Source organism: Pseudomonas sp. WS 5410, from assembly GCF_012985645.1.
Lineage (GTDB): Bacteria > Pseudomonadota > Gammaproteobacteria > Pseudomonadales > Pseudomonadaceae > Aquipseudomonas > Aquipseudomonas shahriarae.
Genome location: NZ_JAAQWS010000003.1, coordinates 122,621 through 138,992 on the forward strand (window position 1 = coordinate 122,621; position 16,372 = coordinate 138,992).

14 protein-coding genes are annotated in these 16,372 nt (G+C 61.5%); 6 read left to right on the forward strand and 8 right to left on the reverse strand.

Going from position 1 to position 16,372, the window contains the following annotated elements:
- The first annotated feature begins 1 nt into the window (after position 1).
- The 6 genes from HBO24_RS06385 to HBO24_RS06410 all read left to right on the forward strand — a co-directional run bounded on the left by HBO24_RS06385 (position 2) and on the right by HBO24_RS06410 (position 6,320).
- Positions 2-280 (forward strand): twin-arginine translocase TatA/TatE family subunit, encoded by a 279-nt coding sequence (locus HBO24_RS06385; protein WP_038445371.1) that lies wholly within the window; start codon positions 2-4, stop codon positions 278-280.
- A 10-nt stretch (positions 281-290) separates the two neighbouring features.
- Positions 291-698, forward strand: coding sequence for a Sec-independent protein translocase protein TatB (gene tatB, locus HBO24_RS06390; protein WP_170059441.1), 408 nt, complete (start codon positions 291-293; stop codon positions 696-698).
- Entirely contained in the window at positions 695-1,486 is a 792-nt protein-coding gene (gene tatC, locus HBO24_RS06395; RefSeq protein WP_029295992.1) for a twin-arginine translocase subunit TatC, read from the forward strand. The genes tatB and tatC overlap by 4 nt, the downstream gene beginning before the upstream one ends.
- Positions 1,483-2,190, forward strand: coding sequence for a 16S rRNA (uracil(1498)-N(3))-methyltransferase (locus HBO24_RS06400; protein WP_115127194.1), 708 nt, complete (start codon positions 1,483-1,485; stop codon positions 2,188-2,190). The genes tatC and HBO24_RS06400 overlap by 4 nt, the downstream gene beginning before the upstream one ends.
- 119 nt (positions 2,191-2,309) lie before the next feature.
- Positions 2,310-4,226, forward strand: coding sequence for a methyl-accepting chemotaxis protein (locus HBO24_RS06405; protein WP_170059442.1), 1,917 nt, complete (start codon positions 2,310-2,312; stop codon positions 4,224-4,226).
- 186 nt (positions 4,227-4,412) lie between these two features.
- Complete coding sequence (locus tag HBO24_RS06410; protein WP_057437200.1) at positions 4,413-6,320, forward strand: methyl-accepting chemotaxis protein; 1,908 nt, start codon at positions 4,413-4,415, stop codon at positions 6,318-6,320.
- Between the two features lie 15 nt (positions 6,321-6,335).
- On the opposite strand, the gene HBO24_RS06415 is transcribed toward HBO24_RS06410, so the two are convergent.
- The 8 genes from HBO24_RS06415 to pip all read right to left on the reverse strand — a co-directional run bounded on the left by HBO24_RS06415 (position 6,336) and on the right by pip (position 16,168).
- Complete coding sequence (locus HBO24_RS06415; RefSeq protein ID WP_057437198.1) at positions 6,336-7,070, reverse strand: amino acid ABC transporter ATP-binding protein; 735 nt, start codon at positions 7,068-7,070, stop codon at positions 6,336-6,338.
- Complete coding sequence (locus tag HBO24_RS06420; RefSeq protein WP_057958060.1) at positions 7,063-8,022, reverse strand: amino acid ABC transporter permease; 960 nt, start codon at positions 8,020-8,022, stop codon at positions 7,063-7,065. The genes HBO24_RS06415 and HBO24_RS06420 overlap by 8 nt, the downstream gene beginning before the upstream one ends.
- Before the next feature lie 123 nt (positions 8,023-8,145).
- Positions 8,146-8,943, reverse strand: a complete 798-nt coding sequence (locus HBO24_RS06425) for a transporter substrate-binding domain-containing protein (protein WP_057437194.1) — start codon at positions 8,941-8,943, stop codon at positions 8,146-8,148.
- 222 nt (positions 8,944-9,165) lie between these two features.
- Complete coding sequence (locus tag HBO24_RS06430) at positions 9,166-9,966, reverse strand: transporter substrate-binding domain-containing protein (protein WP_169959931.1); 801 nt, start codon at positions 9,964-9,966, stop codon at positions 9,166-9,168.
- Positions 9,967-10,195: 229 nt separating this feature from the next.
- Positions 10,196-12,766 (reverse strand): glucans biosynthesis glucosyltransferase MdoH, encoded by a 2,571-nt coding sequence (gene mdoH / locus HBO24_RS06435; RefSeq protein ID WP_057437190.1) that lies wholly within the window; start codon positions 12,764-12,766, stop codon positions 10,196-10,198.
- Entirely contained in the window at positions 12,759-14,495 is a 1,737-nt protein-coding gene (locus tag HBO24_RS06440) for a glucan biosynthesis protein G (RefSeq protein WP_273506459.1), read from the reverse strand. The genes mdoH and HBO24_RS06440 overlap by 8 nt, the downstream gene beginning before the upstream one ends.
- A gap of 267 nt (positions 14,496-14,762) precedes the next feature.
- Positions 14,763-15,200: a D-aminoacyl-tRNA deacylase gene (gene dtd / locus HBO24_RS06445; RefSeq protein ID WP_115127190.1), complete on the reverse strand. Its 438-nt coding sequence runs from the start codon at positions 15,198-15,200 to the stop codon at positions 14,763-14,765.
- On the reverse strand, positions 15,197-16,168 hold the full coding sequence (gene pip, locus HBO24_RS06450) for a prolyl aminopeptidase (protein WP_170059443.1): 972 nt from the start codon (positions 16,166-16,168) through the stop codon (positions 15,197-15,199). Before pip ends, dtd begins: the two co-directional genes overlap by 4 nt.
- Positions 16,169-16,372: the final 204 nt, after the last annotated feature.

Below are 16,372 nucleotides of genomic sequence, written 5' to 3' on the forward strand. Positions count from 1 at the left end.
CATGGGCATTTTTGACTGGAAACACTGGATCGTTATTCTCGTGGTAGTCGTCCTGGTGTTCGGTACCAAGAAACTGAAGAACCTGGGCACCGACGTCGGCGAGTCCATCAAGGGCTTTCGCAAGGCCATGAACGACGACGAAAAACCGGCCGATACCGGCGCCAACCCGGTCCCGCCGGCGCAGCCTGTGCACCCCCAGGCAGCCCAGCCGATCACCGAGCGCCGTACCTTCGACGTGCAGGCCGAGAAAGTCGAAGAGCCGTCCCGCAAAGACTCGTGAGCACTGACTAATGTTTGGTATCAGCTTCTCTGAACTGCTGCTCGTCGGCCTTGTTGCCCTGTTGGTGCTGGGGCCTGAACGCCTGCCCGGCGCCGCACGCACGGCCGGCCTGTGGGTCGGGCGCCTGAAACGCAGTTTCAACGCCATCAAACAGGAAGTTGAACGGGAAATCGGCGCCGACGAGATTCGTCGGCAGCTGCACAACGAACATATTCTGTCCCTGGAGCAGGAGGCGCGCAAAATTCTCACGCCCCAGCAACAGGCGCCGACACCGGTTGAACCGGTGGCCGAGCAGAGCATTGCACCGATGGCCGAGACGGCCCCGATCGCCACGCCCGCTCCTCCAGCAGAGCCCGCGCCGACGCCCGCCGCGTCGCCCGCGCCCCACGACCCTACATTGCCGCCGCGAGCCCCATGAGCGCTGATAAACCGGAAAACGACCAGCATATGCCGCTGGTCTCGCACCTCACCGAGTTGCGCACCCGCTTGCTGCGGTGTGTTGCGGCGATCTTTGTGATCTTTGCCGGGCTGTTTGCCTTTACCCAGCAGATCTACACCTTCGTCTCGACACCGCTGCGCGAGTACCTGCCGGTGGGCGCGACGATGATCGCCACCGACGTGTCCTCGCCGTTCCTCACGCCGCTCAAGCTGACGATGATGGTGTCGCTGTTCCTGGCGATCCCGGTGATCTTGCACCAGATCTGGGGGTTTATCGCGCCCGGCCTGTACAAGCATGAAAAGCGCATTGCCGTGCCCCTGCTGGTGTCGAGCATCATGCTGTTCTACACCGGCATGGCGTTCGCCTACTTCCTGGTGTTCCCGCTGATCTTCAAGTTCTTCGCCGCCGCCACCCCGGCCGGCGTGGAAATGATGACCGACATCACCAGCTACCTCGACTTCGTGATGACGCTGTTCTTCGCCTTTGGCGTGGCCTTCGAGATCCCGGTGGCGGTGGTGCTGCTGGTGTGGATCGGCGTGGTCGACGTGCAATACCTGCGCAAGATCCGCCCGTACGTGATCATCGGCTGCTTTGTGGTCGGCATGATCCTGACCCCACCGGATATCTTCTCGCAGACCTTGCTGGCCGTGCCGATGTGGATGCTGTTTGAAGTGGGCATCCTGTTTGGCAGTCTGGTGAGCAAGCGTGGCGAACACCCAGATGACCAACCTGCCGATGACGACCAGCCGCCAGCGACCCAACCGTGAACCTGTTGCTGCTGGAAGAGGCCGACTTTATCGCGGCCGACCGGGTGATCCTGCGGGATCGGCGCCTGGTGCATATGCAGGAGGTGCATCGTGCGGCGGTCGGCGACAGCCTGCGCGTCGGGCGCATTGGCGGGCTGATGGGCAATGCCAAGCTATTGCGCCTGGAGTCGGGTGAAGCCGAGCTGCAAATCAGCCTCGACCAGCCGCCACCGGCCAAATTGCCACTGACCCTGCTGCTGGCCCTGCCCCGCCCGAAAATGCTGCGTCGGGTACTACAGACCGTGGCGTCCATGGGTGTGCCACGGGTGGTCCTGGTCAACAGTTATCGGGTCGAGAAAAGCTTCTGGCAAACCCCATTCCTGGAGCCAGAAGCCGTGCGCGAACAACTGATCCTCGGCCTGGAACAGGCGCGGGATACCGTCTTACCCGAGATCATCATCGAAAAGCGCTTCAAGCCCTTCGTCGAAGACCGTCTGCCGGCCCTGGCCCAGGGCACTCTCGGCCTGGTCGGGCATCCCGGCGACTACCCGTCCTGCCCCCGCGGGCTGGATGAGCCGGTGACCCTGGCCATCGGCCCCGAAGGTGGCTGGATTCCCTACGAAGTGGACTTGCTGGCCAAGGCCGGCTTGCAGCCGGTGCAACTGGGCGCGCGGATCCTGCGTGTGGAAACTGCCGTTACCGCGCTGCTCGCTCGCCTCTTCTGATTCCGCCCCTCCAAACACCACAAAGCCAGCTACCACAGGGCTTTGTGTCGCTACAGAATCGCGTTTGCATGCCGATATCCTCAGGATAAGTCCAAGCCTTGTTCAGGGGAGTCCACCGCATGTACCGTTGGTTAGCTGAAAAACTGGGGAATGTAAGCGTCAATCGTAAGCTGAGCGTGGGGTTTGGCCTGGTATTGCTTCTCACCCTTCTAATCACCTTCACCGGCTGGACAGGCTTGAGTGGCGTGATCAGCCGTGGCGATAAGCTGGGCTTTATTTCCAGCCTCAATGAGCTGACCAAAGACCTGCGCCAGGCGCGCCTGGACTATGAAATGCGCCGTGGCGAACAAGGCCCGGGGCTGGTCAACGAGTTGATGGAGAAACTCGACAGCGGCCTGAAAACCGCCCGCAGCCAGATCGAGCAACCGGCAGACGTCGCCTTGATCGACGAGCAGTTGGCCGCGGTTGCCAAGTATCGGCAATCCTTCAGCGCCATGGTCCAGGCCGGCGCCCAACGCGAAGATGCCCGCAGCAAACTCGGCGCTACCGCCGACAACGCCGTCGCACGCATCGCGGAGATCGAAAAAGTCCTGCTGCAAGGTGACAGCGTCACCCAGTTCAACAGCGTGATCGAGCTGAGCAAGCTGATTCAGCAAGCGCGCTTCCAAGTGCGTGGCTACACCTACAGCGCCAAGGTCGAAGCTGAGCAGCCGGCGCTGGAGGCCATCGCCAATGCCCTGAAGAGCGCCGACAGCCTGCGCAGCCAACTGCCTGAGCAGTACGGCGCCAACCTGCAAGAGGCCAGCGACTCCCTCAAGGCTTATCTCGCCGCCGTCAGCCAGTTCCGCGACTCCCAGGTCGCCAGCGCCGCGGCGCTCAAGGCCATGGCTGAGCAAGGCGACCTGCTGTTGGACCGCAGCAAGAAACTGACTGCCTCACAAACCGTGATCCGCGACAACGATGCCGCACAGGCTAAGTTCCTGTTGATACTGGCCACCGCCCTGGCACTGTTCTGCGGCATCGTCGCGGCCTTGGCGATTACCCGGCAGATCGTGATCCCACTGGGCCAGACCCTCAAGGTCGCCGAGCGCATCGCCGCCGGCGACCTGACCCACGACCTGGTTTCGCAACGCCAGGACGAACTGGGCCAACTGCAACGCGCCATGCAAAGCATGACCATGGGCCTGCGCGATCTGATCGGCGGGATCAGTGATGGCGTGACACAAATCGCCAGCGCCGCCGAGCAGCTGTCGGCCGTTACCGAGCAGACCAGCGCCGGGGTCAACAATCAGAAGGTCGAAACTGACCAGGTCGCCACCGCGATGAACGAAATGGCCGCCACCGTGCAGGAAGTGGCGCGCAATGCCGAGGAAGCCTCGGAAGCCGCCGTCGCCGCCGACCAGCAGGCCCGCGAAGGTGACAGGGTCGTCGGTGAGGCCATCGCCCAGATCGAGCGCCTGGCCGGCGAAGTCGGTAACTCCACCGAGGCCATGGGCCACCTCAAGCGCGAAAGCGACAAGATCGGCAGCGTACTGGACGTGATCAAGTCCGTGGCCCAGCAAACCAACCTGCTGGCCCTTAACGCGGCCATTGAAGCCGCACGCGCCGGGGAAGCCGGCCGTGGCTTCGCGGTGGTGGCCGATGAGGTGCGCAGCCTGGCGCAACGCACCCAGAAGTCCACCGAGGAAATCGAAGAGCTGATCGTCGGCCTGCAAAGTGGCACCCAACAGGTGGCGACCATCATGGACAGCAGCCGCAGCCTCACCGACAGCAGCGTCGAGCTGACACGCCGGGCTGGCAATGCCCTGGAAAACATCACCCGCACGGTCTCGGCCATCCAGGCCATGAACCAGCAGATCGCCACCGCTGCCGAGCAACAGAGCGCCGTGGCCGAAGAGATCAACCGCAGCGTGCTGAATGTACGCGATGTGTCCGAACAGACCGCAGCGGCCAGTGAAGAGACCGCCGCCTCCAGTACCGAACTGGCGCGCCTGGGTTCCCATCTGCAGGCGTTGGTCGGGCGCTTCCGGGTCTGACACCTCCCCTTCGCGGCGACCCGTCCGGGTCGCCGCATGCAGCTTGTGAAATTTCCTACATGTTTTTCAGGCCCTGATCGGTACGCCTGGCGCCCAAGGGAACTAGCGTTCAATGGGTTCACTGTGTCCACGCCCCTCGGCGTCCCGGCACGTTGATTTCCTTTGTGCACTTGCCGGAGGTTGGCCATGCTTCGTCGAATGACTCAACTGCTGGGTAACGCCAGCGTCACCCTCAAACTGGTCCTGGGTTTTGCCTTGGTGCTGGCCCTGAGCCTTGTGATTGCCCTGACTGGCTGGCAGGCCCTCGCCGCCTCGCTCTACCGCTCACAGACCCTGACCGTTCTCGCCCAACTGGCGGTCGCCGGCGAGGAGCTAAGGGCCGACCGCATCGTCTACCGCACCCTGGACGACGAGGCCAGCCTTGGCAAACTGAGCCAGTCCATGGAGAAGATCGACGGATATCTGGCCGAGCTTGCACAACGTCTGAAAGCGCCGAAACCCCAGCAGTATTTGCAAAGCATGGGGAACCTCTCCGAGCATTTCAAAACGACGCTCAAGGATGTCCCCGCGCGGGTCAAACAACGGGAAACCGCCCGTGAGCAGCTCAAACAGAGCTCTGTGCGCACCAGTGACGTCCTCGCGCAATTGGCCAGCGACCTGCCGGACCAGGAAGACGAAAAAGCCCTCGATGCCGTCGAAAGCCTGCGCCTGGCCATCGAACAGGCCGAAGACCGCGCCCTGAGCCCGGCCTGGGCCGCCAGCAGCCTGGATGTCTATACCCAGGAGGTCAACGACGCAGAACGCAGCCTCGAACTCGCCCAGTCGGCCGTGGAGAGGCTACCCGTGGACAGCAGCGCATTGAAAAATGCCGTACTCAACATTCGCACGCACCTGACACGCCTGCGGGACACCCAACTGACGACCGAAACCGCGCAAAACCAGCTCGAGCAGCAGTTGGACCAGCTACTGGCACAAAGCGACCTGCTTACTCAGGACCAGACTCAGCGCCGTGACCGGGAAGCCGAACAAGCCCGCACCCAGACCCTGGCCATTACCGGGGCGGCCCTGCTGTTCGGCGCCCTCGCCGCCTGGATAATCTCCGGGCAGATCGTCAAACCATTGCGCAGGGCGCTCACAGTGGCCAATCGCATTGCCGAGGGCGACTTGAGCCACGATGTGCAGACCCAGCGCCGTGATGAACTGGGCCAGTTGCAATGCAGCATGGCGCGAATGACCCTGAACCTGCGGGGGCTGATTGGCAGCATCAGCGACAATGCCCGGCAAATCGCCAGCGCCGCCGAGGAGCTTTCGGCCGTTACCGAGCAAACCCGGGCCGGCGTCAGCAATCAGCGCGACGAAACCGAGCAGGTGGCGACCGCCATGAACCAGATGCTCGCCACTGCCCAGGAGGTCGCCCGGCACGCCGAACAGGCCTCGATCGCCGCCACCCAGGCCAATCAGCAGACCGAACTGGGCGACCAGGTGGTGGCCGATGCGGTGGCACACATAGAACACCTCGCCCACGAAATGGCACGCTCAAGCCAGGCCATGCTGGGCCTGCAGCGGGAAAGTCAGAAGATCGGCAGTGTGCTGGAGGTGATCAAGTCGGTGTCCCAGCAGACCAACCTGCTGGCGCTCAATGCAGCAATCGAGGCCGCACGTGCCGGTGAGGCCGGTCAAGGGTTTGCGGTGGTGGCCGACGAAGTACGCAGCCTCGCCCAGCGTACCCAGCAGTCCGCTGAGGAAATCGAAGAGCTGATTGGCGGATTGCACAGCGGCACGCAACAGGTCGCCGATATCATGGACAACAGCCGCACCTTGACCGACCGCAGCGTCGGCCTGACCCGCAACGCCGGCGACGCCCTGACGGAAATCGCGCGCACCGTGCTGGTCATCCAGGAAATGAATCCACAGATCGCCGCCGCTGCCGAACAGCAAAGTGCGGTGGCCGAGGAGATCAACCGCAGCGTATTGAAAGTCCGGGATGTGTCGGAGCAAACCGCCGCTGCCAGTGAACAGACAGCGGCGGCGAGTATCGAATTGGCACGCCTGGGCACGGACCTTCAGCAGTACGTGGGCAAGTTCAAGGTATGAACCTGCCCCTGGGCTTTACAGAACCTGGCGCAAGAACGCTTGTGCCCGTGGGTCCTTCGGCGCATCGAAGAACTGCGCGGGCGCAGCATCTTCCAACAGTTTGCCGTGATCGAAAAACAGCACACGGTCCGCCACTTCCCGGGCAAAGCCCATTTCGTGGGTCACACAGACCATGGTCATGCCTTCCAGGGCCAGGGTCTTCATGACGTCCAGCACTTCGCCGACCATTTCCGGGTCCAGCGCCGAGGTGGGCTCGTCAAACAGCATGACCTTGGGCTCCATGGCCAACGCCCGGGCAATCGCCACACGCTGTTGCTGGCCGCCGGAGAGCCGCGAGGGGAACTCGTTGGCTTTCTGCGCAATGCCGACCTTTTCCAGCAAGGCCAGGGCCTTGGCCTCGCGCTCTTTCTTGCCGCGCTTGCGCACGACTTTCTGCGCCAGGCACAGGTTTTCCAGCACGGTCATGTGCGGGAACAGGTTGAAGTGCTGGAACACCATGCCGACTTCCCGGCGATAGGCGTTCACATCGGTCTTGGGGTCGGCCAGTTGCAAGCCGTCGATGCTCACCGAGCCCGAGTCGAACTCCTCCAGGCCGTTGAGGCAGCGCAGGAACGTCGATTTGCCGGAACCGGACGGACCGATCACCACCAGCACTTCGCCCTTGGCCACCTGGGTGGTGACGTGATCCACCGCGCGCACCACGTGCCCACGGGTGTCGAAGACTTTTACCAGATCGCGGACTTCAATCACTTTGGGCGAGCCTCCGCTCAAGCCGGCTGGCCATTTTCGACAGCGGCAGGTTGATCAGCAGGTACAGGCCTGCGACACAGAACAGGATTTCAAACGGCGAAAACGAGGTGGTGATGACTTCACGGCCGCTTTTGAGCAGCTCGGTGATAGCGATCACCGACACCAGCGAGGTGTCCTTGACCAGGCTGATAAATTGCCCGGCCAACGGCGGCAGCACGCGCTTGAAGGCTTGCGGCAGTACCACGTGGCGCATCGACTGGCTGGCACTCAGCCCCAGGGAACGGGCCGCTTCGCCTTGGCCACGGGCAATCGACTGCACGCCCGCGCGCACGATTTCCGCCACGTAGGCGCCGGTAAACAGCGACAGCGCAGCGATACCGGCGAACTCACGCGACAGGTTCAGCACCGTGCCGATAAAGAAGTAGAAAATGAAGATCTGTACCAAAAGCGGCGTGCCTCGCACCAGTTCGACGTAGATCGTCGACAGATCGCGCAAGGTCGGGTTGTTCGACAACCGACACAAACCGGTCGCCAGGCCGATGAACAGGCCCAATACCCCCGACACCAGAGACAGCCACAGGGTGGTCCACAAGCCCCACATCAACGGGCCCAACGCCCAATGCCGGGTCACGCCAATCACATCGCCTTCGGCCACATCGTCGCCACGGGCTACTTGCAGGCTGTTTTCGGCCACCGTCAGGTGCTGCTCGGCGCCTGCATCGTTACGCAGGGTGACTTCAGCCACGTCGCCCTTGCGCACCAACTCGACCACCGTGGAAATATCCGCCGCGCGCTTGGACTCTTCGGCCTGGTAGGCAAAGTATTGCGGCACACGGTTCCAGCGCCATTCGTAGGACATCAGCGAGGTGGCGTAGTACAACGCGCCGGCCATGCCGACCAGCACCAGCACGGTCAGCAGGTGCCAGGGCCATTGGGCTTTTTTCTGTTTCATTGCGAGTTCCGGGAGGTGTATCGGCTGTCAGGCCGCCATCGCGGGCAAGCCCGCTCCCACCTTGGAATGCACTCCAACTGTGGGGGCGGGCTTGCCCGCGATGGGCGCGACGCGGTTGCTAGCTTATTCCATGTCCTTGAGCCACTCGGAGCTCTTGAACCACTTGTCATGGATGCGATCGTAGGTGCCGTCGTGCTTGATCTGGTGCAGGAAGTTGTTGATGAAGTTGATGCTGTCGTAGTCGCCCTTCTTCAAGCCGAATGCCAGGGGCTCATAGGTGAAGGGTTCTTCGAGGTATACCAGCTTGCCGTTGCCGACTTTTTTCTCGGCCACCACGTTGTACGGCGCGTCGTAGACAAAGGCATCGGCCTTGCCGTTGACCACGTCAAGCACACCTTCCTGCTCGTTGTCGTAGCCGTGGTACTTGGCCTTGGAGATCAGCTTCTTGGCCACCATCTCGCCGGTGGTGCCGAGCTTGGAGGTCAGACGGTACTTTTCGTCGTTCAGGTCTTTGTAGGACTTGATAGTGCCTTCCAGTTCCTTGCGGATCAGCAGGGTCTGGCCCACCACGATGAACGGTTCGCTGAAGTTCAGGCGCAGGTTGCGCTCCTGGGTCAGGGTCATGCCGCTGCCGATCATGTCGAACTTGCCGGTCAGGAACGCCGGGATGATCCCGTCGTAACCGGTAGAGACCAGTTCCAGCTTGACCCCCATGGACTTGGCTAGCGCCTTGAGCAGGTCGACTTCAAAACCAATGATTTCGCCGCGCTTGTTGGTCATCTCGAACGGCATGTAGGTCGGATCCATGCCGACTTTCAAGGTGCCGCGCTTGACCGCTTCGTCAATCGCCCCGGCCTGGGCCGTATTGACCGCCAGCAGGGCCGTCACGCCGAGCATCAGCATCGAAAGATACTTTTTCATCACCAAGTCCCCTGACTCATTTTATTTTGATGCGGGCCCCAGCAGGGCTGCACTATTTCTTCGGGGAGCGATGCTAACCCACTCGCCCACTGGCACAAAGGTCTAGCCGGGATTTGTTGGCTGATATGACAGAAAAACCCTACAAAAACCCGGAGAAAGCGCAGTTAGAGAGTTTGCCCTACTGGGCGCCCCCTGTATGAGTTATGTAAGAAGTTGTGACCGTCATTCGATCTCCGACAGCCAGTCCGTGTCCCGGAACCACTTGTCATGCAGCCGATCGTAGGTGCCGTCCTGGGCAATCTGATTAAGGAAGTGATTGATCCAGTTCAGGCTGTCGTAGTCGCCCTTCTTCAGCCCAAACGCCAGGGGTTCGTAGGTGAAGGGTTGCTCCAGGGCCAGCAGTTTGCGGTTTTGTGGCTTGGCCAGGGCGATTAGGTTATAGGGCGCATCATGGATAAACGCATCAACCCCACCGCTGACCACCTGGCGGACGCCTTCCTCCGCCGTGGCAACGCTCTGCAGTTGCGCAGCCCCCAGGAAGCGCCGCGCCGCCACTTCGCCCGTGGTGCCATCCGCCGCCGCAATCCGGTAGCCGGCTTCGTTCAAGTCTTCAATGCTGCTGACTTTGCCGGCCAGGCGCGGGTGAAGCAGCACGGTCTGGCCGACAATGATGAATGAATCACTGAAGTTGAGTTTGAGGTTGCGCTCCTGGGTCACGGTCATGCCACTGCCGATCAGGTCGAACCGGCCGGCCAGCAGGCCCGGGATCAGTTCGGTATAAGCCACCGGAACCCATTCCAGGGTCACCCCCAGGGCTTTGCCCATTTCTTCAAGCAGGTCTGCTTCGAAGCCGATGACCCGCCCCTGTTTGTCAGTCATTTCGAAAGGCACATAGTTGGGATCCGTCCCCACCTTCAAGACCCCGCGCCGCACGGCCTCATCAATCGCGCCTGCGTGTGCCATCTGCAGCTGTACCAACGCGACAATGCCCAGCAGCAGCATCGACCAGTAACCCTTGATCATGAAAAGCCCCTTTTTCATTACACAGCCGCACACCGGGCGTTGCGGGTTTAGCGCAAACCAGAGGCGGTCGATTCAGATTTGGGGGGCGATGCTAACCCACCGGCAGGCAGGGCAATACGCCTTGAACCAGGGTCTTTTGTATCGAAGTTAGAAGGGTGAAGCAGAAGCGACAAGCGCTGTAGGAGAGGCGTATCAAGCGCCCCCGAGACAGGTCTCGGGGGCGTCTGAATCAGGCAGGTTGCGCCTGGGATGACAGCGGTTGCAGCGGCAGCAGCGGCGCATGGGGGTCGGCCTTGACCGACTCGCGCCAGGCACCCAGCCATTCGGCATGCCCCTCGCTCCAGACTTGCTCATGCAGGCGTGCCAGGGCTACCGGGTCGCTGAGCAACGCCACGCGCTCGTTGTTGTTCAGGCCGGCAGGGCCGACTTTCAACGCATGCCGCACACGCTCGATACGCAGCCACTCGATCGGCTCTGCCTGACCATGTCGGGACGTTGCCAGGGCACAGGCCAGGGCATTCTGTTGCGGATCGACCACTGCCCGGATAAACCCGTCATTGAGTGCATGCCAACGGTTTTCGTGGGTATAGCGGTCGGTCGACAGCAGCGCCTGCGGCGGATTGTATTCCTCGGGGATCAGGAACAGGCTTTCGTCGCGGGACTTGAGGCCCAGATTGACCCGGCTGGAGATCACCGACACCGGGATCGACAGCATCAGCGAACCGACAATCGGCACCAGCCACCACAGGAAGCTGGGGTTCAACCACACCACCAGCAGCGCCCAGAAGAAGCCCAGCAAGGTCTGCGGACCGTGGCGCTTGACCGCCTCGCTCCAGGGCGTGGAGTCGTCGTCACGTTGCGGCGAGTTCCAGGTCGCGGCCCAGCCGAGGAACGCAGCGAGCACGAAACGGGTGTGGAAAATCATCCGTACCGGCGCCAGCAGCATGGAGAACAACATCTCCAGGAGCATCGACAAGGTCACCTTGAACTTGCCACCGAACTCTTTCGCGCCCTTGGCCCAGATCAGGATGATGCTCAGCAATTTAGGCAGGAACAGCAGCACGATGGTGGTGGAGAACAGCGCCACCGCCTTGTCCGGATGCCATTGTGGCCACAGCGGGTACAACTGGCGCGGCGCCATGAAGTACTGCGGCTCCATCAGGGTGTTGACCGCCAGCAGGGCCGTGGACAGCACCAGGAACAGGAACCACAACGGTGCCGACAGGTACGACATCACGCCGGTGAGGAATACCGCACGGTGTACCGGGTGCATGCCCTTGACCAGGAACAGGCGGAAGTTCATCAGGTTACCGTGGCACCAGCGACGGTCACGCTTGAGCTCGTCCAGCAGGTTGGGCGGCAGTTCTTCGTAGCTGCCCGGCAAGTCGTAGGCAATCCACACGCCCCAGCCGGCACGGCGCATCAGCGCAGCTTCAACGAAGTCGTGGGAAAGAATCGAACCGGCGAACGCACCTTTGCCGGGCAACGGCGCCAGGGCGCAGTGCTCGATAAACGGCTTCATGCGGATGATCGCGTTGTGGCCCCAGTAGTGGGATTCGCCCAACTGCCAGAAGTGCAGGCCGGCGGTGAACAGCGGGCCGTAGACGCGGGTGGCGAACTGCTGCATGCGTGCATACAGGGTGTCCATGCCCGAGGCACGTGGCGCGGTCTGGATGATCCCGGCGTCCGGCGTGGCTTCCATCAGGCGCACCAGGCTGGTCAGGCATTCGCCGCTCATCACGCTGTCGGCGTCGAGGACCACCATGTACTTGTAGTCACCGCCCCAGCGACGGCAGAAGTCGTCGAGGTTGCCGCTCTTGCGTTTGACGCGACGGCGACGGCGGCGATAGAAAATCTTGCCAAAACCACCGGCTTCGCGGCACACGTCGAGCCAGGCTTGCTGTTCGGCGATGCAGATATCGGCGTCGTTACTGTCACTGAGCACGAAGAAATCGAAGCGGTCCAGATCGCCAGTGGCAGCGACCGACTCAAAGGTCGCACGCAAGCCGGCAAACACCCGGGGCACGTCTTCGTTGCAGATCGGCATCACCAGCGCGGTACGGGCCTCTTTCGGGATCGGCTCGTCGCCGGCGCTTTTGCCGGAGATCCGGTACTTGTCGTGACCGGTAAGCAGTTCAAGGAAGCCCATCAGCGCGGTCCAGAAACCTGCCGAAACCCAGCAGAATAGAATCCCGAACATGATCAGGATGCTGGTTTGCAGGGCGTAGGGCAGGACCTGGGTAGCGGTTTGCAGCAGGGTCTGGTTGCGCACCTCGTCAAAGTCGACGAAGGACCAGCCCTGGTAAGGCATGATGCCTTTCATGTACCAGCCGGCCACAATCGTCTGGCCGAGCATCAGCACCAGCAGGATATAGCGGCGGATCGAACCGACCGTGCGCCAGCGCGCAGCCGGCAGCACGCGCTCGTCTTTCGGCGGCGCTGGGGGGTTGCTGCGGCCGGTCAGCCGGCGCCAGCCACGCACCAGGATATTGGTGCGCCAAGGCTCGGGCACCACTTTGGTACGGCGGATCGGCGGCGTGGCCTTGAGGCAAACCCGACCGCTGGCGTCGAGCACCAGCATTTCGGCTTCCTCTAGCTCCTCGGCAGTGTTGAGGGTCAGCCGGCGGCCAACCGACGCCTGCGCGGCGTCCACCGGTGCGTCAAAGGTCGACGACGACAGGCGCTCGTGCAGTTCGGAGAAGGACTTGCAGCCCGCCAGTTCGGCGCGCTGCTCGTCGGTCATCGGAAGATGCGCCAGGTACTCGGCAAGAGTCTCTGGCTGGACTTGAGAGTTACTCATCGGCAGGCAACTGATTGCTCCAGGTTTCGGTCAGGACTTGTTCTGTCTTGACTGGCTCCGGAGTGGCTGGGGCAGCTTCTGGCTGCTTGTCTTGCTTGTCCTTGGCGTCTTTCTTGGCCTGTTTCTCGTGTTGCTTGGCCAAGACTTTGTCAGCCTTCAGGACTTGGGTGGAAGCCTGCTCTGGCTCAGGCTTGACGATGTCCTGGACCAGGGCCGCACGCATTTCGGTCGGCTTGCCTGCATCCTTGATCTTCAAGCGCAGGGTCAGGCGCCAGCCTTTGGTGTGCGGGTTGTAGCGCACGCTGTTTTCCACGACTTCGCCGTTTTCGCCGACGCTGACCTGGCTGCGCACCGCCGCATCGGGCTTCAGGGCCTTGAGGGACGGGCCTTCGAAGTCCACCAGATAGGCCACGCTGCCGTCTGGCTGGCGGATCAGGTTGGACTGTTTCACATCACCGGTAGAACGCAGGGTCTGTTTGACCCAGGCACTGTCCGGCGAGTGGAACGGTGCATCGTTGAGAGTCCAGTGCAGACGGTAGGCGATATCCAGCGGCTCGCCGGGCTTAGGCAGTTCGGCCGGGCTCCAGAAGGCAACGATGTTGTCGTTGGTTTCATCGGCGGTCGGAATCTCTACCAGATCCACGGAACCCTTGCCCCAGTCGCCTTCAGGCTCGATCCAGGCGCTTGGGCGCTTGTCGTAGTTGTCGTCGAGGTCTTCGTACTGGCTGAAGTTGCGACCACGCTGCAACAGGCCGAAACCACGTGGGTTTTCTACCGAGAAGTTGCTGACCGACAGGTGTTTTGGGTTGTTCAGCGGGCGCCAGATCCACTCGCCGTTACCGGCATGGATCGACAGGCCGCTGGAGTCGTGCAGTTCACGACGGTAGTTGAGCACTTTGGACGGCTGGTTGGCGCCGAACAGGAACATGCTGGTCAGCGGGGCAACGCCCAGCTTGCTGACCTTGTCACGCAGGAACATCTGCGACTTGACGTCGACAATGGTGTCGGTGCCCGGGCGCAGGATCAGGCGGTAGGCGCCAGTGGCCCGCGGCGAATCCAGCAAGGCGAAGATCACCAGGTGCTTGTCGCCCGGCTTTGGACGCTCGATCCAGAACTCGGTGAAACGCGGGAACTCTTCGCCGGACGGCAGCGCGGTATCAATCGCCATGCCACGGGCGGACAGGCCATAGACCTGGTCCTTGCCCACGACGCGGAAATAGCTGGCGCCGAGCATGGTCATGATTTCGTCTTGCTTGTCGTCCTTGTTGATCGGGTACAGCACGCGAAAGCCGGCATAACCCAGCTGATCGGTGGCTTTAGGATCAAACTTGACGTCGCCGAAATCGAAACGAGTCGGGTCGTACTTGATTTCCTGGACGTCGGTCGCGGTGATTTCGTTGATCTTCACCGGCGTGTCGAAGTGCATGCCCTGGTGATAGAAGGACAGCTTGAACGGAGTTTTCTGCTCGGCCCACTCGGCTTTTTCATTGCGGAAACGAATTTTCTGGTAGTCAGCGAACTTCATTTCGCGGAATTCGTTCGGCAGATTGCTGCGCGGGGCTTCGTATTTCTGCCCGGCCAGCTCTTTTGCCTTGGCCGACACATCGTCCAGGCTGAATGCCCACAGTTGACCCGCGCCGAACAGGCAAAACAGGGCGGAGCCCGTCACCAGTGCGTTTCGTAACCGTTTGGCAGACAATTTTGGTGCATTACAGGGACTAACAATCACGAGCAACCCTCGCCGAAAACAGATCAAAAAACCAACGGCCAGCTATCTATATGCCAGGTTGGCGAGCATTGTTCCGACTCCGATGGGGCTAAATGATTCCCCAAGGGCGACCGGACAAGTCTCTACCTAAATCAAAAATGGACCAATTTACGCTGATCCCCGTAGCGCGCGATTATCTAGTAGCCCGTGAGATAACGCAGCAGGGTCAGCCAAGTATTTGTAGCGAAAACTTGCGTTTTTGCGCATTAAAAGTCGTTTTTCATACAATCAGGTCTGTAAAAGGAAGGTGACCGGCCCGTCATTGACCAAATGCACCTGCATATCCGCGCCAAAACGCCCCGACGCCACCGTGCCATGCAATTGTTGCGCTTGTGACAACAAGTGCTCAAAAAGCGCCTCGCCCAACGCCGGTGGCGCCGCGGTGGAGAAGCTGGGACGCAGGCCGCTTTTGGTATCGGCTGCCAGGGTGAACTGGGACACCAGCAGCAAACCACCGCCAATGTCCTTCAACGACAGGTTCATCTTGCCCTCGTCGTCACTGAACACCCGGTAGTTAAGCAGCTTATGCAACAACTTGTCGGCACTGGCGGCGGTATCTGAAGGTTCAACGGCCACCAGTACCAGCAAACCCTGGTCTATCGCGCCCACCACTTGCCCCGCCACCTCGACCCGGGCGCCACGCACCCGTTGCAAAAGGCCCTTCATGCTTCTTCAGGGGGCAGATCAAGCAGGCGTCGTGCCATCTCGCCCGCCGCACGCACCAGCGCATCGGTGATGCCCGGCTCGGACGCCGCGTGGCCCGCCTCGCGGATCACCTGCAACTCACTGTTCGGCCAGGCCTGGTGCAGCTCCCAGGCATTATCCAGCGGGCAGATCATATCGTAGCGGCCATGCACGATGATCCCCGGCAGATGGGCGATCTTGTGCATATCGCGAATCAGCTGGTTGGGCTCCAGGAACGAGTTATTGGTGAAGTAGTGGCACTCGATGCGCGCAATCGACAACGCGCGCTGGGGCTCGGAGAAGCGCTCGATCAACTGCGGGCTGGGGCACAGGCCGAGCATGCGGCCTTCCCAGGTGGACCAGGCCTTGGCGGCATGCATCTGGGCGATCTGGTCATTGCCAGTCAGGCGCTTGTGGTAGGCGCTGATCATGTCGTGGCGCTCTTCCACCGGGATTGGCGCGATGTAGTCCTGCCAGTAGTCCGGGAACAGGCGGCTCGCGCCGGCCTGGTAGAACCACTGGATATCCTGGGGGCGGGCCAGGAAGATGCCGCGCACAATCAGGCCAAGCACGCGATCAGGGTGGGTTTGTGCATAGGCCAGGGCCAGGGTCGAGCCCCAGGAACCACCGAACAGCACCCATTTTTCAATCCCCAGGTGCTCGCGAATGCGCTCAAGGTCGGCAACCAGGTCCCAGGTGGTGTTGTTTTCCAGGCTGGCCCGCGGAGTGGAGCGCCCGCAGCCGCGCTGGTCAAAGGTGACGATGCGGTACAGGTTCGGATCGAAATAGCAGCGGCTATTGGCATCGCAGCCGGCGCCGGGACCGCCATGGATGAAGACCACGGGCAAACCTTGCGGGGAACCACTTTCGTCGACATACAGCGTATGGGTTTCATCGACGGCCAGATCGTGCCGGACGTAGGGTTTGATCTGCGGGTACAAAGTCTGCATTGCGCGCTCCGTAAGGGGTCGGGTCCATCCCTGGGGGGACGTCTATTATTTTGCCGTCTGGCATCATAAACCCGAATTGTGCAATGAGCATGTCCTTGAGGACTTAGACCTGTGTCAGTGATCAGCCAGGAAGGTTCGCGCACCACGTGTGGGAGCGGGCTTGCTCGCGATAGCGGCGGATCAGTCGACATATTGGGAACTGAC